The sequence below is a fragment of the Amycolatopsis lurida genome, assembly GCF_900105055.1.
Taxonomy (GTDB): domain Bacteria; phylum Actinomycetota; class Actinomycetes; order Mycobacteriales; family Pseudonocardiaceae; genus Amycolatopsis; species Amycolatopsis lurida.
In genome coordinates this window covers 3,962,744-3,985,778 of the sequence record NZ_FNTA01000004.1, presented here as the reverse complement: position 1 = coordinate 3,985,778, position 23,035 = coordinate 3,962,744, and the positions used below count along the sequence as shown (strand labels likewise).

Below are 23,035 nucleotides of genomic sequence, written 5' to 3'. Positions count from 1 at the left end.
CCGACGGCGAATGACCGTTCGTCGCTTGTCCGAATTCGCCGATCAATCGGTGACGAATTCGCCCGGGCTAATCACTTCTCCCGGCCCAATGCTCCCCCGAATGTGCAACTTGCAGCTACGCTGAGTCATTCGGTGCGGCGAGTTCACCCGGTCGTCGGGTACCGATCGGTGCCCTCGGATCAGAGTCGCTCCAGTCGCGTGCGCAGAGCGTCAGCCTCCGGACGGCCGAGGCCGACGAGGATGGGCAACGCCCGGTCGTAGAACCGCCTGGCCTCCTCGGGATTTCCCTCCGCCTCGGCGACCTCGCCGAAGGCGGACAGCGCCCTGGCGACCTCGAACCGCGACCCGCTCGCCTCCATGGTGGCGAGCGACGCTTCGAGTTCGGTCCGCGCGGCCGCGAGATCCCCGGTCGCGGTGAGGGCACGGCCGAGTTCGGTCCGGGCGCGGGCCACGTTGTAGGGATCGGCGGCCAGCACTTCGCGAGCGCGGGTGAGGTGCTCGATCGCGGCTTCCGGCCGCCCGGCCCGGAGCTGGGTCGAGCCGAGGTTGATCAGCGCGAGCCCGAGGTCGTGCGTCCGGTTCTGGCGCTCGCTCAGCCGGTGGTCCTCGGTGAACCAGTTCACCGCGTCTTCGAGCCTGCCCTGCGCCAGCGCGACCAGGCCGAGCCCTTCCACCGACCGGATCTCGACGACCTCGTTCCCGGCCTTCCGCGCGGCTTCGCGGCCCGCCTCGTAATGCGCGACGGCTTCGTCGTACCGGCCGGTGCCGCGGCAGGCGGCCCCACTGCGGTTGTGCATCAGGGCCTCGGCGGAGGCGTTGCCCCACGCCCGCGCGCACCGCACACCGGCCTGGCTCACCTTCAGGAAGTCCGGATAGTGCTTGCGCAGCAGGAAGAGCGGCCACATCGCGGCGGCGAGCTGCCAACCGAGTTCCGGCAGCTGCCACGTTTCGGCGGTCTCGACGGCGGCGATGAGGTTCTCGCGTTCCCGTTCGAGCCAGGCGAGTTCTTCTTCGGCGGACTCGAACGAGACCGGGGTCGGCGGCCGGTATTCGTACCGGTACGGGATCGGGTCCTGGTCGGGGACCGTCATCGCGGTGGTCTTGGAGGCCGTGAACAGGTACCACTCGAGCATGCGGCGCACCGCGATGTCGCGGTCGTACTCGTTGCCCGCCGTCTTCTCCTTGGCGTGCAGCCGCGCGAGGTCGTGGAAGGTGTACCGGTCGTCGCCGCGGTCGATCAGCAGGCCGACGTCGACGAGCTGGTCCAGCAGGTCTTCGGCGACCTCTTCGCGGACGGCGATCGACGCGGCGGCCACGCCGACGCCGAAGTCGGGCCCTGGATGCAGGCCGAGCGCCGCGTACAGCGCGGCCGCGTCCGAGGGGAGTTCGTCGTAGGAGAGGTTGAAGCTGGCTTCCACCGATTGCGCCTCTTTCGTCGAGAGCGTGGCCAGTCGACGATATTCCTTCCCCAGCTCGGTGGCGATCTTCTCCAGCGACATCTTCGGCCGCCCCGCGAGCTTGGCGCTGACCGTGGTGAGGGCGATCGGCAGGCCGCCGCACAGGTCGGCGATGGCCCGCGCCTGGGCGGCTTCGGCACTGACCCGTTCCTCGCCGACCGCGCGGCCCAGCAGTTCGGCGCTGTGCGCGGAACCGAAGGGCGCCAGCTCGACCAGCCGCGCGCCATGTTCGGTCTGGAGCCTGCCGAGGCGGCGCCTCGACGTCACGATCACGAGGCTTCCGCCGCCGATGGGCAACAGCGGCAGCACCTGTTCGGTCGAACCGGCGTTGTCGAGCAGCACGAGCAACGGTTGTTCGGTGGTCGTCGTGCGGTAGAGGGCGGTGAGCTCTTCGACGTCCGCGGGCAGCCCTTCCGGCGGAACACCCAAGGCCCGGAGGAACCGGCCGAGCGCTTCGCTCGCGGTGAGCGGGCCGTTGGCGCTGAAGCCGCCGAGATCCGCCCAGAGGTGCCCGGCCGGGAACCGGTCGCCGAGGTGCCGGGCCCACGCGGTGGCCAGCGCCGTCTTCCCGATCCCGCCCTGACCGCTGATCAGGTGCACCGACGGCCTGTCGGTGTCGTCCTGGGACAGGAGCTTGTCGAGCAGCGCGAGCTCGGCCGTGCGGTTGGTGAAATGCGCGGGCGCGGGTGGGAGCTGACGCGGCCCCGAACTGACCTGCCTGGTGAGTTTCACCGCCGATCGCTGGCGCGGTACCTGTGGCGTGCTGACTTCACTTTCACCCGGCAACGGGCCGCCCATCTACCATCCCCTCTTCGGGTTAACCCCAGCGAACGCGTAGAGCATCCCGGCGCAGGTCCGATGAGGACAGCGAAATCGGTCAAATGCGGCCGGATGGAGCAAGGCGTGTAACAGCTCGCGAAAAAGTCGTGCCGATGATGTCGAGACCGGCCCGGTGGCTTCGTCCCCGGGGCGGACGCGGCCGGAGTGGCCGCGCGCGAACCGGAGGACGGACATGCGCAAGCTCATCGTTCAGCAGTGGGTCACCGTCGACAACATCGCCGCGGAGGAAGACGGCGGCCTGAGCTTCGTGCCGGGGGAGCCCTTCTCCGAGAAGACTGAGCCGGCGTACAAGGCGAGCGTGATGGGGCTCGTCGATTCGGTCGACACGATGATCCTCGGCGCGAACACCTACGCCATGGCCAAGGACTACTGGCCCCACGCCGAAGAGCAGGGCGAGTACGGCGAGAAGGTCAACAACCTCACCAAGTTCGTCGCCTCGGCCAAGCTGGAGGACGCCCCTTGGGGTGGCTTCCACGCCGCGACCGTGACACGCGACCCGGCCGCCACCGTCCGCGAGCTCAAGGAACAGAGTGGCAAGAACCTGTGGCTGGGGGGGAGCCTGACCCTGATGCGGTCGCTGCTGGACGCCGGCCTCGTCGACGAGGTCCGGATGATGGTCTGCCCGGTGTCGCTCGGCAAGGGGACGCGCGTCTTCGAGGATCGGCGGAACCTCAAGCCGATCGAAGCCACCGCGTTCGAGAACGGCGTCGTGATCCTGCGGTACGCGGTGGAGAACTAGGTCGTCGGCACGACCGGGGCTCGCGTGAGGACGACGGCGAAGCCGAACGCGAGCCCCATCACGGTCAGCTCCAGCGTCGCCCACGCGGCCAGCGCCGTCCGGTTGTGCCGGATGATCCGCGGCATCAGCTTCCAGCGCGTGTACGCGCCGAGGCCCGCGATCACGCCGGTGCACAACAGCTTCAGCAGCACCAGTTGCCCGTACGGCGTGGTGAAGACGCCTTCCCAGAAACCGAGCGACGGGTTGAGCGAGATCTCGATCAGCCCGTTGAACAGCCCGGTCGCCGCGCCGAGGATCAGGCACAGCGTCGCGAGTTTGGAGAACCGCGGCAGGGCGTGCGCCAGCAGGGTCCGGTTCCCGACGAGCAGCACCGCCATCGCGCCGAGCCCGCCGGTCCAGGCCACGGCGCTCATCACGTGTAGTTCCATCGAGATCATCGTGTAGTCGTGGTAGTTCCAGTTCGACGCGTGCCCGGTGACCGGCAGCGGCAGCAGCGCGAACAGGCCCAGCCCGACGCGGACCTCGGCGGGCACCTTCTCGCCGTGCTTCAGGGCGAGGACGCCGAGCCCCGCGTGCAGCAGGGCCAGCACCGCCACGATCAGCAGCGCCTTCCCGGCGCCGACGTCGGCGATGTAGCTGCCGACGTCGGACATGGACAGCGTGCTGGAACCCGGGCGGTATTCGGCGGTCTGCAGGATCAGCGCGACGAGCGCGGTGGTCGCCCAGACCAGCGCGGCCGCGACGCTCGCGGGCCGCGCGATCCGCATGATCGGCTCGGAGAGCTTCGGCCGGTCGTAGCCGACCAGCACCGAAAGCAGCGCCAGCCCGATCGTGGCGACCGCCGAGATGTCCAGCAGCACCCGCACGATCGGGATCGAGACCGAGACCACCTCGCTGACCTGCGCGACCCCGGGGACCGGGGCGGTGGCCGTCAGCGCGACACCGATCAGGGCACCGACGATGCCCGCCGTCACCACGCAGAACAGGACGGCGACGCGGGCACGCGAGGTGGTCTCGGCCTGGGTCATGAGCCGCTCTTCTCCTTGTCACCCGCGCCGGTGCGCAGCGCGACGGTCAGTCCGACGGCGAGCAGCACGACGGCGCCCGCGATCCACACCCAGATCGGCACGCCGGACGAGCCTTCGCCGCCGGACGCCGGGGTCGTCTCGGCCTGGCCCGCGTTGCTGCGCGCGGCGTCGGCGCTCGCCGGGGTCCCGGTGCCCGCGGCGGTCAGGGTGAACGGCACCTCACCGGTCACGGCGTGCCCGTCCGCGGACAGGATCCGGTAGCCGATCTTGTACTCGCCCGCCGGGCCGAGCGGCCGCAGCGGCACGGTCACGACGCTGTCGCGGACCTCGACCTGGCCTTCGGCCCACTGGCCGCCGCCCGGTCCGATGACCGCGATCTGGTTGACGTTCGCGTTCTGGACGTACTGGTCGAACGTGAGCGTGATCTTCGCGGGGCCGGCGGCGATCGAAGCGCCCTTCGCCGGGTCCGAGGAGATCAGGACGTTGTGCGCCAGCGCCGGGGTGGCGGTGGCGAGCCACGCCACCCCGGTGATCGCCAGCGCGACGATCGCTTTACGCATCTACTTGGTTCCCTCGGTGTTGCTGGCGGTGGCGCGGCGGGCGCGCAGGGTGGCACCGGCGCCGACGCCGAGGCCGAGCGCGCCGACGACCAGGCCCGCGCCGCCGAGCCAGCGGGCGGTGTTGTCGGAGGACGACGCGGCGTGCGACTCCTCGGACGTGGCCTTCGTGTCGGTGCCGTGGCCGCCGCCGTGTCCGTCGGCGCTCTTCTCGGCGAGCTTCACCGTCGGCGCGGGGTGCTCGGGTTCCTCACCGGAGGCCGGGGTCGGCTGGTTCCACTCGACGACCTTGCCGTTCTCGTAGGTCTGGGTGGCGGGGAACTCGATCGTGTCGACGTTGGCCGGGAACTTGCCCGCGCTGATCTGGAACTCCTGGAACTCGGTCGACCCGGCGGCGATCTTCGTGCCGGGCTCCGCGGTCCAGGAGACCTTGGTGACGGCCTCGGTGATCTGCGTGCCGGAGTCGGTGGTCACCGGGGCGGGCAGCTTGGACTTGACGACCTCGGCCTTCCAGCCGGGAAGCGGCTTGGCGCGCACGGAGCTGAGCGCGTACTCGGGCTTGACGGTGATCTCGACCTTGACCGTGCCGGCGTCCTTCTCCTCGTTGGGGACGCGGAAGAAGATCGATCCGTAGCCGCCCTTCGACGGCTGGGGGCCGTAGACGTTGGCGGTGACGTGGGCCGAGGCGACCCCGGCGGACAGCAGGCCGGCGATACCGACGGTGGCGGCCAGGAAACCGGCGCGCTTGAAGACGTGCTTGGACACGAAGAACTCCTGAACGTGATCGAGACGGCGGGTTCGGGGACCTCGCCGATTACGGGGGATGAGCTGGGGTTCAGGAGAACAGCGGCGGACCGCGCCTGCCGTGGACGCGGCGGAGGTCGACGCCGACGAGATGCCCGGGTCCGGCCGGACGGGCGAGCACCGGGGACGCCACCGCGGCGGGCACCGGGAGCGCGTTGAGGATGAAGGGGACCAGCGCGCGCAGGCAGGAGAGGACGCCGAGCAGCAGTCCGTCGGCCTTGGCCAGCAGCAGCGCGGTGATCAGCGTGGCGACGACGTGCGCGACGGTCATCGCGAGGCCGCCCGAGATCGGGGCGGGCTCGTCGTGCACGAGTTCGTGCGTGCTCAGCGAACTGAGCACGAGGTGCATCACGACCTGACCGGCGCCGAGGTCGACGATGGTGGCCAGCGGCCCGCGCGCCTTCGCGGCGAGCGCGGCGGCGTTCCAGCCGATCAGCACGGTGAGCAACAACGTCATCGCCGTATCGGGGAGATCGCCGTCCCCGATCATGTGAGCGGTCACGGCCAGCGCTGCAGAACTCACACCGAGCAAGCCGCCACGTACAGCGCGTAACGCGCTTCGGTGATGGCGGCCTTTACTCACGGGTGAAGGGTATTCGACGGACATCCGCGTGGTCGATCTCCTCCCGGCTGATGAGCAGGGGGAAAGACGGCGTGTGCGTTTGCCCGATCAGGCCGGATGGGGCAGGTTGACGGGATAAAAGGCGGTAAACAGGGGTTTGACCGCGCGGCTTTTGGGTAGTCAGGCTCCCGATACAGCTACTCCGAATGGGTGAGGAGTCTCACTCAGAGGCGGCGGGAGAACCAGCACGCGATGAATCTCTTCGAGTACATCTCGGATCGGTGGGACAGACTCGCCCTCCAAGGGCTCCTCCATGTCAGCGCGGTCGTGCAGTGCACGATCCTGGCCGCCGTCCTCGGCGTGGTGATCGGTGTCGCCGTCTACCGCAGCCCGATCGGGTCGGCCGTGGCCACGGCGCTGGCGAGCACGATTCTCACCGTCCCCTCCTTCGCTCTCCTGGGGCTGCTCATCCCCGTGTTCGGCCTCGGCGCGAACACCACGGTCATCGCCCTCGTGCTCTACGCGCTGCTGCCGATCGTGCGGAACACGATCGTCGGGCTGAGCGGCGTGGATCCGGCGGTCAGCGACGCGGCGCGCGGGATCGGCATGAGCCGGTTCGGCGTGCTGACCAGGGTGGAGCTGCGGCTCGCCTGGCCCGCGATCCTCGCCGGCATGCGGGTCGCGACGCAGATGCTCATGGGCATCGCGGTCATCGCGGCCTACGCGAAGGGACCGGGCCTCGGCTCGGAGGTCTTCTCCGGCCTCACCAACGCGGGGAGCACGAACTCCCTCAACCAGGCACTGACCGGGACGCTCGGGGTGGTCGTCCTCGCGCTGGTCCTCGACGCCGTTTACGTCCTGATCAACCGTTTGACCGTCTCTAGGGGTGTCCGTGGCTGAGTCTCAAACCGTATCCGGCGTCGAAATCGAGCTGGAGAACGTCACGAAGCGCTACCCCGGCACCCGGGAGCCCGCGGTCGACGACTTCTCGATGGTGGTGCCCGCGGGCAAGATCGTGGTCTTCGTCGGCCCGTCCGGCTGCGGCAAGACCACGACCATGCGGATGATCAACCGGCTGATCGAGCCGACGTCGGGCCGCATCACCATCGGCGGCGACGACGCGCTGAAACTCGACGTCGACACCCTGCGCCGTCGCATCGGCTACGCGATCCAGCAGGCCGGGCTGTTCCCGCACTTCACCGTCGCGCAGAACATCGCCGTGGTGCCGGGGCTGCTCGGCTGGGACAAGAAGAAGGTCAACGACCGGGTCGAGGAGATGATGGACCTCGTCGGGCTGGACCCGGCCGATTTCCGCGACCGGTACCCGCGTCAGCTGTCCGGTGGACAGCAGCAGCGCGTCGGCGTCGCGCGGGCGCTCGCGGCGGACCCGCCGGTGCTGCTGATGGACGAACCGTTCGGCGCGGTCGACCCGATCACTCGCGGCAACCTGCAGGACGAACTGCTGCGGCTCCAGACCGAGCTGAAGAAGACGATCGTCTTCGTCACCCACGACTTCGACGAGGCCGTGAAGCTCGGCGACAAGATCGCGGTGCTCGGCAACCAGTCGAAGATCCTCCAGTACGACACCCCGGACGCCATCCTCGCGAACCCGGCCGACGACACCGTCGCCGGTTTCGTCGGCGCCGGTGCCTCGCTGAAGCAGTTGACGCTGCTGCGGGTCCGCGACGTCGAGCTGAAGCAGGACGCGCTGACGGCGACGGTGAGCGAGTCGCCGTCCTCGGTGCGCGAGAAGCTCACCCAGCAGCGGAAGCATTTCGTGCTGGTGCTCGACCAGCGCCGTCGTCCGATGCGGTGGGTGCACGTCCGTGAGCTGACCGCGGCGTCGTCGCTGGCCACCGCGGGCAAACCGCTTCGCGACTCGGTCAGCCTTCAGTCGACCCTGCAGGACGCACTCGAAGCCATGCTCGCCGAGGGCGGCAGCGTCCCGGTGACCGGCGCGCGCGGCGAGTACGCGGGGACGATCGAGCTCGACACCGTCATCTCGACGATCCAGCAGCTGCGCGAGGAGCACTCCGACGACAGCCCGGCGGAAGGTGTGACCGCATGACGGCCGCCGTCGATACCGGCTTCTCCACCGAATCCTCGTCCAGAAGCGCCGAACGGGTCCGGCTGTTCGCCCAGCCCGCCGCGGTGCTGCTGATCGTCGCCGGCGTGCTGATCTGGGTCTTCGCCAGTGACCTCACCGCGACGGAAAAGGAAACCCTCAACGCCGCCGGGCTGCTGGCCGCGCTGCGCGACCACCTGGCGATGACCGTCGTGGTCACCGCGATCGTGGTCGCGGTGGCGGTGCCGCTCGGCGTGCTCGTCACGCGGCCCTGGGCGAAATGGGCGGCTCCGGTGTTCCTGGCGATCGCGAACATCGGGCAGGCCGCGCCCGCGCTCGGTGTGCTGGTGCTGTGGTTCATCGTCACCGGCGCCACCGGCGGGCTGTGGGTCGCGGCGCTGCCGCTGGCGTTCTACTCGCTGCTTCCGGTGCTGCGGAACACGATGGTCGGCCTGCAGCAGGTCGAGCCCGCACTGATCGACGCCGGCCGCGGGATCGGCATGTCGGCCTCCGGCGTGCTGTGGCGAGTGGAGTTCCCGCTGGCCATCCCGCTGATCCTGGCCGGTCTGCGGACCTCGCTGGTGCTGGCCGTCGGCACGGCGACCTTCGGCATGTTCGTGAACGCCGGTGGTTTCGGCCTGCTCATCGACACCGGCTACAAGCTCAACCTGACGAAGGTGCTGATCACCGGCTCGGTGCTCGCCGTCGCACTGGCGCTGCTGGTGGACTGGCTCGGCGCGGTGGCGGAACAGTTCTTCGGACCGAAGGGACTGCGCTGACATGCGACGTCTGAAAGCACTGTTCGGCGCGGTTCTGTTGTGCGGCACGCTTTCCGCGTGCGGGCTCGAGGTCAACACCGCGCTCCCGTACAAGATCGAACCCGGTTCCATCCAGCCCATCGAGTCGCTCAAGGGGGTCACGGTGACGGTGGGGTCGAAGGACTTCACCGAGAACATCATCCTGGGCTACATGGCCGAGATGGCGCTTTCCGCGGCGGGCGCGGACGTCGTCGACCTGACCGACATCAAGGGCTCGAACTCGTCGCGGCAGGCTCTGCTCGCCGGACAGACCGACGTCACCTGGGAGTACACCGGCACCGGCTGGATCAACTACCAGGGCAACGAACTCCCCGTCCCCGGTGGGGAGCAAGCCCAGTACGAAGCCACGAAGGCGGCGGACGAGGCGAAGTTCGGCGTCACCTGGCTGAACTACTCGCCGCTCAACGACCAGTACGCCTTCGCGGTCACCGAAGCCTACGGCGCGGCGAACAACCTGAAGACGACGTCGGACCTGGCGGCGTTCCTGAAGCGGAAGCCCGACCAGAACGTGTTCTGCCTGGAGACCGAATTCACCAGCCGCCAGGACGGTTTCCCCGCCGCCGTGCGCGCGTACGGGTTCCAGAACCCGGTGATCAAGAACTTCGGCATCGGCACGATCTACTCGGCCGTGGCGAGCGGGACCTGCCCGATCGGTGAGATCTTCACGACCGACGGCCGGATCGCCGGGCTCAACCTTCGTGTCCTCGAAGACGACAAGAAGGCGTTCCCGCAGTACAACGCCGTGCCGACGCTGCGGACGGAATTCCTGAAGCAGCACCCGGAAATCCGCGGACCGCTCGAAGCCGTCGCCGCGGCCCTCGACAACAAGCAGATGATCGAGCTGTGCAAGCAGGTCGACGTCGACGGTCGAGACCAGGGCGAGGTCGCCTACGAGTGGATGAAGAAAAAGGGCTTCATCTCCTAGCCGGGGGCTGAAGGGGACTTTCCCCGCATCACACGCGACGAAGGGAGCTTTCCTCGCATCTCATGCGGGGAAAGCTCCCTTCAGCTCGCTCAGATCCCCAGCCGGTGCAGCAGCTTCCCCTCCAGCTGGTCCAGCTCCCCGGCCACGGCGCGGTGCGCCGCCTTCCGCCGCGCGGCCGGCATCCGCTCCGAAGCGCGAACGGTCGCCGAAAGCTGCTCCAGCGTCCCCTGGGTGTCCTTCGCGAAGGCCGCGTCGGCGTCGGTCGCCTTCGCAGACCTCTTCAGCTCCGCGAGCCCCTGCGTCAGCCCCGCGATCCGCGCGTGCAACGCGGCACCGCGCCCGCTGTACTCGCCGAGCTGGTCGACGGCCACACCGAGCTTCTTCGCTTGATAACGGTCGTACAGCTCCCGTGCGGCACCCGCCGCCCGGACGGCGTACGGCGCGATCACCGGCAGTACGGCCGGGCCGAGCACTTTGGCCACCGCGACGGCGTTCTTCGCCTTCTTCGGGGTGAACTTGCCTTCGCCCTCGATGGCTTTGGCCTTGCGCGCCATGGCACCTCCCACGCTGTGTCACAGACGAACTTACTGGTCCCCGATGTGGCGGGCATGTCGGCTTGCCGGACGCCTTCTAGAGTGTTGTCTGTGAGTAACGAGGTGCTACTGGACGCGGGAGCGGTGAGCCGCTGCCGGCGTCGCGTGCACCTGGAACACGATCCGGCGATGCGCGAGGTCCCGCTCGCTCCGCCCGACCCCGCCGCGCAGCAGCGGATCGCCGACGCGTCGGCGCATCGCGAGGCGATCGTGCAGCGCCTCATGGACGCGACGGGACCCGACGCGACCTGGGTCAAGATCCCCCGCGACCTCCCGGCCGCCGAGCGCGTGCAGCTCACCGAAGAGGCCTTCGCCGCCGAAGCGCGCTACATCTGGGGCGCGCTGCTCCCGGTGGATCGCGCCGGTCACCGGCGTGGTGGCTCCGAACTCCTGGTCCACAGCGGCGACGGATACGTGCCGGTGCTGGTCGTACGGCACCGCATCACCGATCGCGGCGCGGGCGCGCCGACCACGGTGATGACCGACCTCGACCCGGCGAACCGGGTACCCGATCCGGCGCGAAAGGTCCGCTCGCAGCCGCGGGACCAGATGCGGCTCGCGCACCTCTACCGGATGCTCGAAGCGCTCGGGAAGCACGAAGGACACCGCGCGATCGGCGGCGTCATCGGGCTCGACGCGGACGTCGTCGTCTGGCACGACCTGTCCGCGGCCACCTGGCCGGGCGGCCGAAGCGCGCTGACGGAGTACCAGAGCCGCTTCGCCGACAGGCTCGCCATCGCGACCGCCGCCGCCGAAGGCGAGGAGCCGCTCGCCGAGCCGTCCCGCGTCCTCGAATGCCGTCGTTGCCCGTGGTGGCCGACGTGCGAGGTCGTGCTCACCGAAACCCGCGACGTCAGCCTGGTCGTCCGCGGCGAGGACGCGATGGAGCTGCGCCGCGCCGGAGTGTCCACTGTGGACAAGCTGGCCGCGCTCGATCCGGCCGACGAGCCGCCGCCGATGAACTGGACCGGCGGCACGTTCGCCGACGCGATCATCCTCGCGCGCGCCTGGCTCGCCGACCTCACGATGGTGCGCAAGGTCGACCGCGTCGAGGTCTCACGCGGCGACGTCGAGGTCGACGTCGACATGGAGAGCTTCGGCGATTCCGGCGCGTACCTGTGGGGTTCGCTGTTGACGGGCGCCGACATCGGGATGGAGCAGGGTTATCGCGCGTTCGCGACGTGGGAGCCGCTGCCGACCGCGGACGAGGCCCGGTCGTTCGCCGAGTTCTGGGCCTGGTTCACCGAAGTCCGCGAGCGCACGCTCGCCGCGGGCCTGACCTTCCGCGCCTACTGCTACAACGCGCTCGCCGAGAACCGCTGGCTCTTCGGTTCCGCCGACCGGTTCGGCGAGTACCCCGGCGTGCCGAAGAAGGCCGAGATCGCGTCCTTTGTGGACTCCGAGGAGTGGATCGACCTCTTCCGCAGCGTCACCGACCAGTTCCTCTGCTCGCACGGCAAGGGGCTCAAGGTGATCGCGCCGGTCGCCGGATTCGCCTGGCGCGACCCGGAAGCGGGCGGCGAGGCGTCGATGCGGTGGTATCGCGACGCCGTCGGCATGGACGGCGGAGTGCCGGACGCCGCCCAGCGGGACCGCCTGCTGCGCTACAACGAGGACGACGTCCTGGCGACGCACGCGCTGCGGAACTGGATGACCGACCACGCGCAGACCTCCGTGCCGTACATGAACGACCTCTGACCACCCGATCGCCGGGCGCCTTGCGATCACCCTCGTCCCTGCGGATACTCGTAGACGAATACTCGTCAACGAGGAGGCCTGGTGAAACGGCGAAAGGTCGGGAATCTGCTCGCGTTGGCGATCCTGTCGACACTGAACGAGCGCCCGATGCATCCGTACGAAATGGCCTCGATCCTGAAGAGCCGCGGCAAGGACCGCGACATGGGGATCAAATGGGGCTCGTTCTACACGGTCGTCGGCAACCTGCGGAAACACGCCTTCATCGAGGCCGTCCAGAGCGGCCGCGAGGGCGCCCGCCCCGAACGCACGGTGTACCGGATCACCGACGCCGGCCGTGACGAAATGCTCGACTGGTTGCGCGAACTGCTCGGCGAACTCGCGCCGGAGGAGCCGAAGTTCGTCGCCGGCCTGTCGGTGCTGGGCTGGCTCGGGCCGGACGAGGTGATCGCCCTCTTCCGCACCCGGCTGGCCGCACTGGACGAAGACATCGCCGCGACGCGGGCCGAACTGGCGCGGCTCATCGAGGAGATCCCGCGGCTGGTGCTGCTCGAACTCGAATACCACCTGGCGATCCGAGTGGCGGAAGCCGAATGGGTCCGCTCGATCCTCGGAGAACTGACTTCCGGTGCCATGCCCGGTCTCGCCGAATGGCGGGCCCTGTTGGCCGAAAGGGGGACTACCGGCTAGCCGAAAGAGCCCCGGCGAGGTGTTGCAGCACCCCGCCGGGGCGACGATCCCGCAACCGGAACCCGGCCACGAGACGGCACTTCGAGGATAACCGGGCTCCGGGAATCAACCTGGAGTGACCATGACGAACATCAAGGACAGGAAGCGCTTCAAGCTCATCCCGGAGATGGGCGGTGCGCTGGCGCGAAACTACGCCCGGCAGCGCGGCACCGAACCGCAGATCGCACTCTGGCGGACGCAGGCCCGCGAACTCACCGCGAACCTGCCGGAAGGCGCGAAGATCCTCGAGGTCGCCTTCGGCCCCGGCTACTTCGCCGTCGAGCTGGCGCGGCTCGGGTTCTCCGTCACCGGACTGGACGTCGCGCCGACGTTCGTGGAGATCGCGAGCGAGTACGCCCGGGCCGAAGGCGTGGACGTCGAATTCCGCGAGGGCGACGTCGCGGCGATGCCGTTCGACGACGAGACGTTCGGCCTCGTCGTCTGCCAGGCCGCGTTCAAGAACTTCGTGTGGCCGGTGAAGTCGCTCGACGAGATGTACCGCGTGCTGCGCCCCGGCGGTACGGCCGTGGTGCAGGACATGAACCGGGAGGCGACCGACGGTGACATCGTGCGTGAGGTCGCGAGCATGAAGCTCGGCAGGCTGGCCGCGCTGACGACCCGGCAGACGCTCGGCCAACTGCGGCGGCGCGCTTACACGCCTGCCGATTTCAGCGGGCTGGTCGCGGAAACGGCGTTCCGGACCTGCGAGGTCACCACGGCCGGAATCGGCCTGGACGTCCGCCTCACCCGTCCCTGATCTGACATGAAGGAGTCCTTCATCGCAAAATTCGCGATGAAGGACTCCTTCATGTCACGAGGACAGGCTCAGCGAGGGGCCATGCGCAGCGAGCCGTCCATCCGGATGACCTCGCCGTTCAGGTAGTCGTGGTCGATCAGCGACAGCGCGAGCTGCGCGTACTCGTCCGGCCGCGCGAGCCGCTTCGGGAACGGCACGCCCTCGGCCAGCGAAGCGCGGAACTCCTCGCTCACCGTCGCCAGCATGGGGGTGTCGACGATGCCCGGCGCGATGGTCAGCACGCGGATCCCGTGCGACGCCAGGTCGCGCGCGGCGGGCAGGGTCATCCCGACGATGCCGCCCTTGGACGAGGAGTACGCGACCTGCCCGATCTGGCCGTCGAAGGCGGCGATCGACGCGGTGTTGATGATGACGCCGCGCGCGTTGTCGGCCAGCGGCTCGGTCTTGGCGATGGCCTCGGCGGCCAGCGTCAGCACGTTGAAGGAGCCGATCAGGTTGATCTGGACGACCTTCGCGTACAGAGCGAGGTCGTGCGGGCCCTTCTTCGAAAGGATCCGCGCGGACGGCCCGATGCCGGCGCAGTTCACCACGGTCCGCAGCGGCACCCCGGACTCGGCCGCGGTCGCGACCGCGGTCCGCACCTGCTCCGGGTCGGTCACGTCGGCTTCGACGTAGGTGACGTTCTCGACCTGCTCGGCGTTCTCGATGGCACCGGCGAGGTCCAGCGCGAAGACCCGCGCGCCCTTCGCGGCGAGCGCCTTCGCGGTCGCGCCGCCGAGCCCGGACGCGCCACCCGTGACCAGCGCCGCGGTATCGGTGATCTGCATGTTCTCCCTTTCGTCGGCAACCGTTCATAGGTTAACGCTCGTTCGCATCGGGCCCAGGTGGGATGGCTCACTCCGGTGCGCAGCATGTCGTGAGGAGTATTCGGACCTGAAGCATTCCGTTCGCTCGGAGGTCAACTCCGGCTGTCACCTTCAGCAGCATGAGCGCTGCTCGGATCGTGGTGGTGGGGACCGGTTACGTCGGATTGACCACGGGAGCCTGCTTGGCCGGCCTGGGGCATCGAGTCACTTGCGTCGATGTCGACCAGGCGAAGGTCGCAAGGCTCTCCGCCGGACGGGTGGACATCCTGGAGCCGGGATTGTCCGAGCTGGTGTCGAGGGGGCTGACCAGCGGAAGACTCGAGTTCGTGGTCGGCGCGCGCGACGCCGTTCGCGACGCGGAGGCCGTTTTCCTTTGTGTGCCGACACCGATGGGCGCGGGCGGCTCGGCGGACCTGCGGGCGGTCGAGGCCGTGACCACCGAGATCGGCGACGTCATCCCGCCGGGGTGCGCGCTGATCACCAAATCGACCGTTCCGGTGGGGACGTCGAAGCGTATCCAGGCGATGCTCGGCCGCTCGGACGTGCCGGTCGTGTCGAACCCCGAGTTCCTGCGTGAGGGCACCGCGGTGGAGGACTTCCTCGGCCCCGACCGGATCGTCGTCGGCTCGGACGACGTCGCGGCCGCCCGCTGGGTCGGCGATCTCTACGCCGACCTCGCCGCCCCCGTCGTCGTCGCCGACGCGGCCAGCGCGGAACTGGTGAAGTACGCGGCGAACTGCTTCCTCGCGATGAAACTGTCCTATGTGAACTCGATCGCCGAACTGTGCGAACGTCTCGGCGCGGACATCGACCTGGTCACCGAGGGCATGGGCTACGACCGGCGCATCGGCCGCTCGTTCCTCAAGCCCGGCCCCGGCTGGGGCGGCTCGTGCCTGCCGAAGGACACCAGCGCACTGGTCCGGGTCGCCGAGTCGGTGCAGTACGACTTCACGCTGCTCACGTCGGCCATCGAGGAGAACATCGCGCAACGGGACCGGATCGTCGCGAAGATCGCCGGCGCGGTCGGCGGCACGCTGGCCGGTTCGCGGATCGGTGTCCTCGGGCTGGCGTTCAAGGCCGGGACGAACGATCTGCGTGACTCGCCCGCCCTCGCGGTCGCTTCCGTGCTGGGCGCGCTCGGCGCGGAACTCACCGCCTACGACCCCGCCGTCGGTGGCCACATCGACGGAATGACCGTGGTCGACGACCCGTACCAGGTCGCGAAGGCGGCCGACGCCGTCGTCGTGCTGACGGAATGGGACGAGTTCAAACGGCTCGACTGGACGTATATGGCCGAGCAGATGGATGGCGACTCGGTCGTCGACACGCGCAATCTCCTTGACCCGCAACGGATCCTGGACGCCGGCCTGTCGTGGCAGGGTGTCGGGCGGCCGCGTGCGGCGCTGCGGCGGAAGGTCGCCGTCTCCTGACCCACCTGCCTCCCTGGTGTGCTGAACGACCCCTTTCAGGACACCAGGGAGACGAGCTTCATCAGCCCTTCCACGACCTCTTCGGCCGTCGGGCCGTTCTCCGGGTCGAGCATGTGCTGCAGCATCACACCCGAGTTCAGGGCCGTGGCCACCGCGCCGACCCGCCGCTCGTCCGCCTCGGTGAGGGTGTCCTCGTCGATCCCGAGGATGCCCGCCGCCATTCCCCGGCGGCCCTCTCGTTGGGCGGCGGCGAGCTGCTTCCGCAGCTCAGGGTGATGTTCGGACTGCACGAACGCCTCGATCGAGGCGATCCACAGCTGCCGGTTGCGCCCGTAGGAGTCGATCATCGCGCGCCAGGACGCCGCGTACTGCTCCGAGGGTGACGCGTCGGGGTCGACGGCGCTCATCATCTCGACCTGGATCTCCCGGCCCCAGTCGTCCATCGCCTGCGAGAACGCCGTCAGCAGGAGGGCTTCGCGCGATCCGAAGTGGTAGCCGATCGCCGCGTGGCTGACCCCGGCCGCCGTCGCGATGTCCCGCACCGTGGTGCGTGACCAGCCCTTTTCCTTCAAGCACTGGATGGCGCCCGCCATCAGGTCCTCGCGGTTACCCATGCCCGAGATCCTAGACCACACGGTTTATCCACTTGGTTTAACCAAATGGATTGACCAAGCGTGCAAATCTGCCGTACGGTCGCTTCCATCACCACGAACCCCAGGGAGCAGCCATGACGACCACCGTTCTGATCTCCGGCGCCGGCATCGCGGGCCCGGCCCTCGCCTTCTGGCTGCGCAAGCGCGGATTCGCGCCGACCGTCGTCGAACGCGCCCCGGCTCTGCGCGAAGGCGGCAGCGCGGTCGACTTTCGCGGCGAGCAGATGGCCCTGCTGGAGCGCATGGGGATCCTCGAGGACATCCGGGCGAAGGAGACCGCGATGGGCGCGCAGGTCATCGTCGACGTGCGGGGCAAGAAGGTCGCCCAGATGCCGTCGGTTTTCTTCAGCGGCGAAGTCGAGATCGAGCGCGGAGATCTGACTCGTATCCTCTACGACCACACGAAAGACGACGTCGAGTACGTCTTCGGCGAATGGATCACCGGGCTGGAGGAGGTCGCGGACGGCGTCGACGTCTGCTTCGCCCACGGCGAGTCACGCAGATTCGACCTGGTCGTCGGCGCGGACGGGCTGCACTCGGGCGTGCGGCGGCTGACGTTCGGCGAGGAAGAGCGATTCCGCACCGACCTCGGCTTCCACGCCGCGGGTTTCACCGTGCCGAACCACCTCGGGCTGGATCATCTCGGCCAGATCTGCAGCGTCCCCGGGCGCACGGTCATGGTCGCCAGCGGTCGCGACAGTTCGGCCCTCAACGTCAGTCTCGTCTTCGCGTCGGAGTCGCTGGAAGTGCGTCGCCGCGATGGCGACGCGCAGAAGAAGATCCTTGTCGAGCGCTACGCCGACTTCGGCTGGGAAGCACCGAAGCTGCTGGAAGGCCTCGGCGACGTCGATGCGCTGTACTTTGATTCGCTCAGCCAGATCCATCTCGACAAGTGGTCGCAAGGCCGGGTCGTGCTGCTCGGTGACGCGGCCTGGTGCGCGGGTCCGGGCGGTTCGGGCACCGGGCTCGCGATGATGGGCGCGTACGTCCTGGCCGGGGAACTCGCCGCCGCGCAGGGCGACCACGAAGTCGCTTTCGCGCGCTACGAAGAGAAGCTGCGCGGTCCGGTGAAGGTCTCGCAGAAGCAGGCGGCCGGGATCGGCACGTTCCTCGCGCCGAAGACCCGGTTCATGGTCGGCTATCGGAACTTCCTGTACCGGGTGCTGGGCTCGCGGCCGATGACGAAGGTGTTCACGTGGATCACCTCGCGGGCGGCGAACGCGGCGACGCTGGAAAGCTATGACGCTCCGGTGGTCGCACGGGGATAGTTTCGGTGGGTGATGGACCAGAAGGAGTTCCGGAAGGCCTGTTACGAGGCTGCCCGGCGAACCGATGGCCAGGTCACCGAGTTCTTGCCGTCGGAGCGAGGACAGAACTACGAGCAGTGCGGCATCGCCTATCGCCACCGAACCGTCGCGGTGCTGTGGACGCGGGAGTGGCGCGAAGGTGCGAAATGGGACGGAATCGCTCTCGCCGAATCGCCTGCATGGTTCGGCTCGCCCAGCTTCGTGGACGAGCCGGGGTTGCTGGCCGTGCTGGCCGAGCTTCTTCCCCGTGCCCGGATGTTCACCCGGGCCGAGCTCGAGGGACCGCTCGACCTGGCCGTGTGGCCGTGGATCTCCGAGCGAAAGGTCAGGACCCACCGGCCCGGCAACCTCGGCGAAGCCCTCTTCAACTTCTGGGACTGAAAAAGTAGTTAGCAAAGCGTAGTATCGGCCTCGTGTTCACGACCAGGCCGGAACTGGCCGGCACCCACGGCATGGTGGCATCGACGCACTGGCTGGCCTCGGCCACCGGTATGGCGGTGCTCGAAAACGGCGGCAACGCCTTCGACGCGGCGGTGGCGGCCGGGTTCGTCCTGCAGGTCGCCGAGCCGCATCTGTGCGGCCCGGCGGGGCAGGTCCCCGGCATCTTCGTCACCGCCGAGGATCGGACTCCGCGAGTTCTCGCCGGTCAGGGTGTCTCGCCCGCGGCCGCGACGCCGGAGTACTTCGCGGATCTCGGGCTCGACCTGATTCCCGGCAGCGGTTTGCTCCCCGCGACCGTCCCCGGCGCGTGGGACGGCTGGCTGCTGCTCCTGCGGGATCACGGCACGAAGTCGTTGCGCGACGTGCTCGGTTACGCGATCTCGTACGCGCGTAACGGCATTCCGCTGGTCAGCCGGGTCGGGGACACGATCCGCGCGGTGCAGGACCTCTTCACCGAACATTGGCCGACGTCGGCGGCGCTCTGGTTGCCCGACGGCAAGCCCGCCGAAGGATTGCACCACAACCCGGCCCTCGCGGACACCTGGGAGCGGCTGGTCGCCGAGGCCGAGTCGGTCAGCGGACGGGAGGCGCAGATCGACGCCGGACGTCGCGCGTGGTCGCAAGGTTTCGTCGCCGAGGCGATCGAGGCGTTCAGTCGCAAGGCCTTCCGTGACGATTCCGGGCGCGATCACGCCGGTCTCCTCACCGGTGAGGACATCGCGGGCTGGGAAGCGACGTACGAGGACGCGCTACAGGTCGACTTCGGTGACTGGGGCCTGGTGAAGATGGGCGCCTGGACGCAAGGCCCGGCCTTGCTGCAGCAGGCGCGGTTGCTGGACGGCCTGCGCGATGAACTGTCCTATGTGGACGGGATCCCGACGGAACGCACGGTGCACCTGGCCGTCGAGGCGACGAAGCTGGCATTCGCGGATCGTGAGGCTTGGTACGGGGATTCGCCCGACGTGCCGATCGAGTTGCTGATCTCCCGTGAGTACGCGGACGCCCGCCGCGCGTTGATCACCGAAGAAGCGTCCGCTGAACTCCGCCCAGGAGGCCCCTCGCCGCGGTTGCCCGCGATTCTCGAAAAGCTGCGCGGGCTGGAAGCCGGTTCCGGTGCGACGGGGGAGCCGACGGTCGGGCCGCTGGGCGAGACTCGTGGCGACACCGTGCACATCGACGTCGTCGACGCGGCAGGGAACATGATCTCGGTGACGCCGTCGGGTGGTTGGTTGCAGTCGAGCCCGACGATCCCGGAGCTGGGATTCTGTCTCGACTCACGGGGGCAGATGTTCTGGCTGGAACAGGGGTTGCCGAACTCGCTGGCACCTCGGAAACGGCCGCGGATCACGCTTTCGCCGTCGATGGGCCTGCGTGACGGCGAGCCGGTCCTCGCGTTCGGGACCCCGGGCGGCGACCAGCAGGACCAGTGGCAGCTGTGTTTCTGGCTGGCGCACACGCTCGGCGGGCTGAACCTGCAGGAGTCGATCGACTCGCCCGCGTGGCATACGACCGCGTTCCCGAGTTCGTTCTATCCGCGTTCGTGGACGCCGCGGGAAATCGTGGTCGAATCGCGGCTCGGTCAGTCCACAATGGACGCTCTTGCCGCGCGTGGGCACGCCGTCGTCGACGCGGGACCTTGGGCGCTCGGGCGGCTTTCGGCCGTGTCGCGGTCCGGCGGCGTGCTCCGCGCCGCGGCCAACGCGCGCGGCATGCAGGGCTACGCCGCCGGCCGCTGACGCTCTTTAAGCCTCGTGAGTGGTAAGGACGGTTAGAACCGTCCTTACCACTCACGAGGTCACGAGCGCGGCTGTTCCCAGAGCCAGAATTCGATGCCCTGGTTGTCCACACAGTCGGCGCTCAGGCCGTAGGGCTGCTGTTCGGTTTCGCCTGCCTGGCCGCCTTGGGCGCGGACACGGTCGAGAGCGGCGGCGAGGTCGTCGACGGCGTACATGGGTTTCCAGCCCACCTGCCGCCCCGGGCCGCCCCAGAGTCCGCCTTGCAGGCCGGAACCTTCGACACCCCAGCCGCCTTCGACCCGCCCTGGCGAGAACTGCCAGCCCAGAACGGCGCCGTAGAACGCCTTCGCGCGTTCGTCGTCGGGGACCTGGAAGGTGAAGTAGCCCGCTTCGCCGTGCCGGATCGGCGTAGCGCCCGAAGCGGGCCGAGGCGTCGCCTGCGCGACAAGCCACCGCTGGCCGTACGGGTCCTTGATCTCCCCGCTCAGCCCGTGGCCTTCGTCCGCGACGGGACGCCGAAGTTCCCCGCCCAGCTCCACGGCCCGCGCGGCCGACGCGTGCGCGTCCGCGACCTCGACCCGGATCAACGGGCCACCGGCGGGGGCCACGACGATGCCCAGTTCGGGGAATTCCTCCGCGAACATCAGCACGCTGTCCCCGATGGCCAGTTCCGCGTGCCCGACCCGGCCGTCCTCCATCACGATCGGATCGGACCGCCGCCGCGCTCCGAACACCTCGACATAGAAGTCGAGTGCGGCGCGCGCGTCGGTGACCACGAGATAGGGCGTCAGGGAACGTACTTCGGCTGTTTCCGTCATATCGGCTCCATTCAGGACGGCGCGACGAAGGTTGTCGCGCAGTTCGGCGGCGAAGAGCGGGTCAGGCTCCACCGGCTGCGAGGGCGCGCGAAGCGCGTCGAACGGATCAGGCATCGCGACCCTCCTTCTCCTGATAAGCACGCCGGAACGCGGCACGGGCCCGCACGAGCAACGCCTCCGTGGCGTGCACCGTGCGCTCGAGATGGCCGGCGACCTCCGGTACCGGGAGGCCGTCGACGTAGCGAAGCGTCAACGCGGCCTGGTGATGCGCCCCGAGCGACGCGAGCACCTCGCGCGCCAGAAGCGCGTCCAGCCGTTCGTCCCACGGATCGGTGTAGTCCTCCTCGTGGACGAGCCGCAGCCCGCGTTCCTCACGTGCTTTGCGCCGCCAGTGATCGGCGAGCTTGTGCCGGGCGACGCCGATCAGCCACCCGGTGCTCACTGGAGGTGCGAACTCCTTGCGACAGGCCCTCACCGCGCCGAGGAACGTCTCGGACGTCAGCTCCTCGGCGAGGGTGCGATCACCGCACCGGGACAGCAGGTACCCGTAGACCTCCGGCAACGCCGTCTCGTAGAGCGAAAGCAGCGCGAAGGCCGGGTCCCGGTGCACCCGTGGTTCCGTCACATCCCCATCGTCGCTCGGGGAGCCACAACTCCGACGGGTGAAACCGAACTTTCTCAGTTCCGTGTTCGTCAGCTTCGGGGATCCGGCAGGCGCCACCGTGATCACTGGCCGCCTTCCTGCGCCGCCGCCGCGAGGAGGTCGTGCAGCTGGCCGGGGTCTGGGTCACCTGGTACAGGTTGCAGCACCGCGCCGACCAGCGGATTTACATTTACGAGCGTCTGCGAGTCTGTGTCAGGCTACGCGAACATATCGGCAGGTCAACCGGCAGAACGGCGGATCCGTCCGCGATCTAGTGCGAGTGTCTGCGAGTCGACGTCTGCCCCAGATTTTGCCCCAGATCCGCCCTTGGCGTCCGACGTCTGCCCCAACCCGCCCTCAAGCACGGTGAGCTGCGGATACTTCGACAACGCCGCGACGAGCTTCATCCGTGCGGCGGGGGTCTGCTGCACGTACTCCTGCGCCTGGTCGAGGGTGGCGTGTCCGAGGATCTCGGCAATCTGGAACGCGTCTAGGCCGCCCTCGGCGGCGCGTGTGGCCCATCCTCGCCGGATCGTGTACGGGCTGCGGCGCGGCACCTTCGCAGTCTCGGCCGCGTTGTTCATGTGCCAGCCCATCGTGTCGGGGTGCATGATCCGACCGCGCACGGTCAGGAACGTCAGGACACCGCTGCAGGGCAGGCCGTCGCTGTGGGCGAACCCGCACCCCTTGCTTTCATCTCGTCCGCCTATGCGCCGCTCGGCGATCTCGCACGCCAAGTCGGTCAGCGGTACCCACCGCACATCGCCGTCCTTCGGGTACGGGCGGATGATCCGGCGCCGCTTGACGAACGTCTCGGCGACCAGCATCCAACCGCGGTCGAGGTCGATTCGATCGGAGTGCAGGCCGCACAGTTCGCCGGGGCGCAGGCCAGTCTCGAGCCCGAACGCCAATGCGTCCCGGTAGTCCTCGCGCAGATGCTCGCTCATGGCTGCGTTCGACTTCGTCGACAGGTAGGGCTTAGGTTTCTTGTGCCGCTTGGGGAGCTTGACCCCGGCGAGCGGCGAGGCGGTGAGCACCTCCTCATCCAACGCTGCCTTAATCGACACGTTGAACACGCTGTAAATGCGGTGTACGTAGCCGGGGGACATGCCGGGGCGCACCTTTAGTTCACCCTCTTGCACCCAGTGTTTGACCGCTTTGAACGAGATTTCGCAGGGGAACGTCGCCCCATTTCGGGCGCAGGTAGCCCTCGACAATGTACCCCTCGGTCGCTGCGGTGTCCGTATCGGTGGAATTCCGACCCTTGGCGAGATGATCCCACCACACGCCCCATTTCGTGGTGGCCTCCATCGGCACCTCGGAAGGTGCGGCAGCCTTGCGGCGCGCGTCAACTTCCTTCTCGTTAGCGGCTGCCTTGGCTTTCTTTCTCGTCTCGTAACGGACAGTTTTCCCGTCGAGATCCTTTACGTACTTCTTCGCGCCCGCGCTATCGCGGTAACCACCACGGAAACCACCTCCGGGGTACGGATCGGCCCAAGGCATTTTCTCGACCTCCTATGTGTTCTGCGTTGCAAAAGCCGGGGGAGAGCGGCCCGACTGTGGCGCCGCCCT

At 68.6% G+C, this 23,035-nt stretch carries 24 protein-coding genes; 12 read left to right on the top strand and 12 right to left on the bottom strand.

What is annotated here, in order from left to right; all coding sequences use genetic code 11:
* Positions 1 to 179 precede the first annotated feature (179 nt).
* Complete coding sequence (locus BLW75_RS24005) at positions 180 to 2,189, bottom strand: tetratricopeptide repeat protein (protein ID WP_241783463.1); 2,010 nt, start codon at positions 2,187 to 2,189, stop codon at positions 180 to 182.
* Positions 2,190 to 2,469: 280 nt separating this feature from the next.
* Between BLW75_RS24005 and BLW75_RS24000 the strand changes: the two genes are divergently transcribed.
* Complete coding sequence (locus BLW75_RS24000; protein WP_034309373.1) at positions 2,470 to 3,036, top strand: dihydrofolate reductase family protein; 567 nt, start codon at positions 2,470 to 2,472, stop codon at positions 3,034 to 3,036.
* Here the strand turns inward: BLW75_RS24000 and BLW75_RS23995 are convergent.
* The 4 genes from BLW75_RS23995 to BLW75_RS23980 form a co-directional block, all read right to left on the bottom strand.
* Entirely contained in the window at positions 3,033 to 4,064 is a 1,032-nt protein-coding gene (locus BLW75_RS23995) for a copper resistance D family protein (protein ID WP_034309375.1), read from the bottom strand. The genes BLW75_RS24000 and BLW75_RS23995 overlap by 4 nt on opposite strands.
* Positions 4,061 to 4,624 carry a copper resistance CopC family protein gene (locus BLW75_RS23990; protein ID WP_034309378.1) on the bottom strand — a complete coding sequence of 188 codons (564 nt, stop codon included), beginning with the start codon at positions 4,622 to 4,624 and terminating at the stop codon, positions 4,061 to 4,063. The genes BLW75_RS23995 and BLW75_RS23990 overlap by 4 nt, the downstream gene beginning before the upstream one ends.
* On the bottom strand, positions 4,625 to 5,386 hold the full coding sequence (locus tag BLW75_RS23985; protein ID WP_034309380.1) for a YcnI family copper-binding membrane protein: 762 nt from the start codon (positions 5,384 to 5,386) through the stop codon (positions 4,625 to 4,627).
* Positions 5,387 to 5,456: 70 nt separating this feature from the next.
* Complete coding sequence (locus BLW75_RS23980; protein ID WP_091599903.1) at positions 5,457 to 5,948, bottom strand: hypothetical protein; 492 nt, start codon at positions 5,946 to 5,948, stop codon at positions 5,457 to 5,459.
* Positions 5,949 to 6,239: 291 nt separating this feature from the next.
* Here BLW75_RS23980 and BLW75_RS23975 point away from each other — a divergent pair, with 291 nt between their 5' ends.
* Genes BLW75_RS23975 through BLW75_RS23960 form a run of 4 tightly spaced genes read left to right on the top strand, consistent with a single transcriptional unit; the run spans position 6,240 to position 9,795 of the window.
* Entirely contained in the window at positions 6,240 to 6,887 is a 648-nt protein-coding gene (locus tag BLW75_RS23975; RefSeq protein WP_007030477.1) for an ABC transporter permease, read from the top strand.
* Positions 6,874 to 8,055 (top strand): ABC transporter ATP-binding protein, encoded by a 1,182-nt coding sequence (locus tag BLW75_RS23970; protein ID WP_395766713.1) that lies wholly within the window; start codon positions 6,874 to 6,876, stop codon positions 8,053 to 8,055. Before BLW75_RS23975 ends, BLW75_RS23970 begins: the two co-directional genes overlap by 14 nt.
* On the top strand, positions 8,052 to 8,831 hold the full coding sequence (locus BLW75_RS23965) for an ABC transporter permease (protein WP_034309388.1): 780 nt from the start codon (positions 8,052 to 8,054) through the stop codon (positions 8,829 to 8,831). Before BLW75_RS23970 ends, BLW75_RS23965 begins: the two co-directional genes overlap by 4 nt.
* Position 8,832: 1 nt before the next feature.
* Positions 8,833 to 9,795, top strand: coding sequence for a glycine betaine ABC transporter substrate-binding protein (locus tag BLW75_RS23960; protein WP_034309390.1), 963 nt, complete (start codon positions 8,833 to 8,835; stop codon positions 9,793 to 9,795).
* A gap of 89 nt (positions 9,796 to 9,884) precedes the next feature.
* On the opposite strand, the gene BLW75_RS23955 is transcribed toward BLW75_RS23960, so the two are convergent.
* On the bottom strand, positions 9,885 to 10,349 hold the full coding sequence (locus tag BLW75_RS23955) for a DUF6474 family protein (protein ID WP_034309393.1): 465 nt from the start codon (positions 10,347 to 10,349) through the stop codon (positions 9,885 to 9,887).
* A 90-nt stretch (positions 10,350 to 10,439) separates the two neighbouring features.
* Here BLW75_RS23955 and BLW75_RS23950 point away from each other — a divergent pair, with 90 nt between their 5' ends.
* The 3 genes from BLW75_RS23950 to BLW75_RS23940 all read left to right on the top strand — a co-directional run bounded on the left by BLW75_RS23950 (position 10,440) and on the right by BLW75_RS23940 (position 13,569).
* On the top strand, positions 10,440 to 12,086 hold the full coding sequence (locus tag BLW75_RS23950; protein ID WP_198935702.1) for a TM0106 family RecB-like putative nuclease: 1,647 nt from the start codon (positions 10,440 to 10,442) through the stop codon (positions 12,084 to 12,086).
* Positions 12,087 to 12,167: 81 nt separating this feature from the next.
* The gene (locus BLW75_RS23945) at positions 12,168 to 12,773 is read left to right on the top strand and encodes a PadR family transcriptional regulator (RefSeq protein ID WP_091598237.1); all 606 of its coding nucleotides are present in this window, start codon (positions 12,168 to 12,170) and stop codon (positions 12,771 to 12,773) included.
* Between the two features lie 121 nt (positions 12,774 to 12,894).
* Positions 12,895 to 13,569, top strand: a complete 675-nt coding sequence (locus BLW75_RS23940) for a class I SAM-dependent methyltransferase (RefSeq protein WP_034309871.1) — start codon at positions 12,895 to 12,897, stop codon at positions 13,567 to 13,569.
* A gap of 68 nt (positions 13,570 to 13,637) precedes the next feature.
* Here the strand turns inward: BLW75_RS23940 and BLW75_RS23935 are convergent, their stop codons facing one another.
* Complete coding sequence (locus tag BLW75_RS23935) at positions 13,638 to 14,396, bottom strand: SDR family NAD(P)-dependent oxidoreductase (RefSeq protein ID WP_034309400.1); 759 nt, start codon at positions 14,394 to 14,396, stop codon at positions 13,638 to 13,640.
* Positions 14,397 to 14,554: 158 nt separating this feature from the next.
* Here BLW75_RS23935 and BLW75_RS23930 point away from each other — a divergent pair, with 158 nt between their 5' ends.
* On the top strand, positions 14,555 to 15,865 hold the full coding sequence (locus tag BLW75_RS23930) for a UDP-glucose dehydrogenase family protein (RefSeq protein ID WP_091598234.1): 1,311 nt from the start codon (positions 14,555 to 14,557) through the stop codon (positions 15,863 to 15,865).
* A gap of 35 nt (positions 15,866 to 15,900) precedes the next feature.
* Here the strand turns inward: BLW75_RS23930 and BLW75_RS23925 are convergent, their stop codons facing one another.
* Positions 15,901 to 16,479 carry a TetR/AcrR family transcriptional regulator gene (locus BLW75_RS23925; RefSeq protein ID WP_034309404.1) on the bottom strand — a complete coding sequence of 193 codons (579 nt, stop codon included), beginning with the start codon at positions 16,477 to 16,479 and terminating at the stop codon, positions 15,901 to 15,903.
* 113 nt (positions 16,480 to 16,592) lie between these two features.
* Here BLW75_RS23925 and BLW75_RS23920 point away from each other — a divergent pair, with 113 nt between their 5' ends.
* Genes BLW75_RS23920 through BLW75_RS23910 form a run of 3 tightly spaced genes read left to right on the top strand, consistent with a single transcriptional unit; the run spans position 16,593 to position 20,002 of the window.
* On the top strand, positions 16,593 to 17,786 hold the full coding sequence (locus BLW75_RS23920) for an FAD-dependent monooxygenase (protein ID WP_034309407.1): 1,194 nt from the start codon (positions 16,593 to 16,595) through the stop codon (positions 17,784 to 17,786).
* A gap of 12 nt (positions 17,787 to 17,798) precedes the next feature.
* Complete coding sequence (locus BLW75_RS23915) at positions 17,799 to 18,206, top strand: hypothetical protein (protein WP_241783493.1); 408 nt, start codon at positions 17,799 to 17,801, stop codon at positions 18,204 to 18,206.
* Between the two features lie 32 nt (positions 18,207 to 18,238).
* The gene (locus BLW75_RS23910; RefSeq protein ID WP_034309413.1) at positions 18,239 to 20,002 is read left to right on the top strand and encodes a gamma-glutamyltransferase family protein; all 1,764 of its coding nucleotides are present in this window, start codon (positions 18,239 to 18,241) and stop codon (positions 20,000 to 20,002) included.
* Between the two features lie 59 nt (positions 20,003 to 20,061).
* Here the strand turns inward: BLW75_RS23910 and BLW75_RS23905 are convergent, their stop codons facing one another.
* The 4 genes from BLW75_RS23905 to BLW75_RS42380 form a co-directional block, all read right to left on the bottom strand.
* Positions 20,062 to 20,934, bottom strand: a complete 873-nt coding sequence (locus BLW75_RS23905; protein WP_034309416.1) for a VOC family protein — start codon at positions 20,932 to 20,934, stop codon at positions 20,062 to 20,064.
* The gene (locus BLW75_RS23900) at positions 20,927 to 21,445 is read right to left on the bottom strand and encodes an RNA polymerase sigma factor (RefSeq protein ID WP_034309873.1); all 519 of its coding nucleotides are present in this window, start codon (positions 21,443 to 21,445) and stop codon (positions 20,927 to 20,929) included. Before BLW75_RS23900 ends, BLW75_RS23905 begins: the two co-directional genes overlap by 8 nt.
* A gap of 257 nt (positions 21,446 to 21,702) precedes the next feature.
* Positions 21,703 to 22,572 (bottom strand): tyrosine-type recombinase/integrase, encoded by an 870-nt coding sequence (locus tag BLW75_RS23895; protein WP_091598230.1) that lies wholly within the window; start codon positions 22,570 to 22,572, stop codon positions 21,703 to 21,705.
* 19 nt (positions 22,573 to 22,591) lie between these two features.
* Positions 22,592 to 22,966, bottom strand: coding sequence for a hypothetical protein (locus BLW75_RS42380; protein ID WP_143055354.1), 375 nt, complete (start codon positions 22,964 to 22,966; stop codon positions 22,592 to 22,594).
* Between the last annotated feature and the right edge of the window lie 69 nt (positions 22,967 to 23,035).

What these genes read in the sequence shown, in the direction of transcription:
- BLW75_RS23905 (WP_034309416.1), bottom strand. Translation starts at nt 20,934, where the DNA reads ATGCCTGATCCGTTCGACGCGCTTCGCGCGCCCTCGCAGCCGGTGGAG.
- BLW75_RS42380 (WP_143055354.1), bottom strand. Translation starts at nt 22,966, where the DNA reads ATGCCTTGGGCCGATCCGTACCCCGGAGGTGGTTTCCGTGGTGGTTAC.
- BLW75_RS23935 (WP_034309400.1), bottom strand. Translation starts at nt 14,396, where the DNA reads ATGCAGATCACCGATACCGCGGCGCTGGTCACGGGTGGCGCGTCCGGG.
- BLW75_RS23960 (WP_034309390.1), top strand. Translation starts at nt 8,833, where the DNA reads ATGCGACGTCTGAAAGCACTGTTCGGCGCGGTTCTGTTGTGCGGCACG.
- BLW75_RS23920 (WP_034309407.1), top strand. Translation starts at nt 16,593, where the DNA reads ATGACGACCACCGTTCTGATCTCCGGCGCCGGCATCGCGGGCCCGGCC.
- BLW75_RS23930 (WP_091598234.1), top strand. Translation starts at nt 14,555, where the DNA reads ATGAGCGCTGCTCGGATCGTGGTGGTGGGGACCGGTTACGTCGGATTG.
- BLW75_RS24000 (WP_034309373.1), top strand. Translation starts at nt 2,470, where the DNA reads ATGCGCAAGCTCATCGTTCAGCAGTGGGTCACCGTCGACAACATCGCC.
- BLW75_RS23975 (WP_007030477.1), top strand. Translation starts at nt 6,240, where the DNA reads ATGAATCTCTTCGAGTACATCTCGGATCGGTGGGACAGACTCGCCCTC.
- BLW75_RS23965 (WP_034309388.1), top strand. Translation starts at nt 8,052, where the DNA reads ATGACGGCCGCCGTCGATACCGGCTTCTCCACCGAATCCTCGTCCAGA.
- BLW75_RS23995 (WP_034309375.1), bottom strand. Translation starts at nt 4,064, where the DNA reads ATGACCCAGGCCGAGACCACCTCGCGTGCCCGCGTCGCCGTCCTGTTC.
- BLW75_RS23895 (WP_091598230.1), bottom strand. Translation starts at nt 22,572, where the DNA reads ATGTCCCCCGGCTACGTACACCGCATTTACAGCGTGTTCAACGTGTCG.
- BLW75_RS23940 (WP_034309871.1), top strand. Translation starts at nt 12,895, where the DNA reads ATGACGAACATCAAGGACAGGAAGCGCTTCAAGCTCATCCCGGAGATG.
- BLW75_RS23990 (WP_034309378.1), bottom strand. Translation starts at nt 4,624, where the DNA reads ATGCGTAAAGCGATCGTCGCGCTGGCGATCACCGGGGTGGCGTGGCTC.
- BLW75_RS23955 (WP_034309393.1), bottom strand. Translation starts at nt 10,349, where the DNA reads ATGGCGCGCAAGGCCAAAGCCATCGAGGGCGAAGGCAAGTTCACCCCG.
- BLW75_RS23915 (WP_241783493.1), top strand. Translation starts at nt 17,799, where the DNA reads ATGGACCAGAAGGAGTTCCGGAAGGCCTGTTACGAGGCTGCCCGGCGA.
- BLW75_RS23925 (WP_034309404.1), bottom strand. Translation starts at nt 16,479, where the DNA reads ATGGGTAACCGCGAGGACCTGATGGCGGGCGCCATCCAGTGCTTGAAG.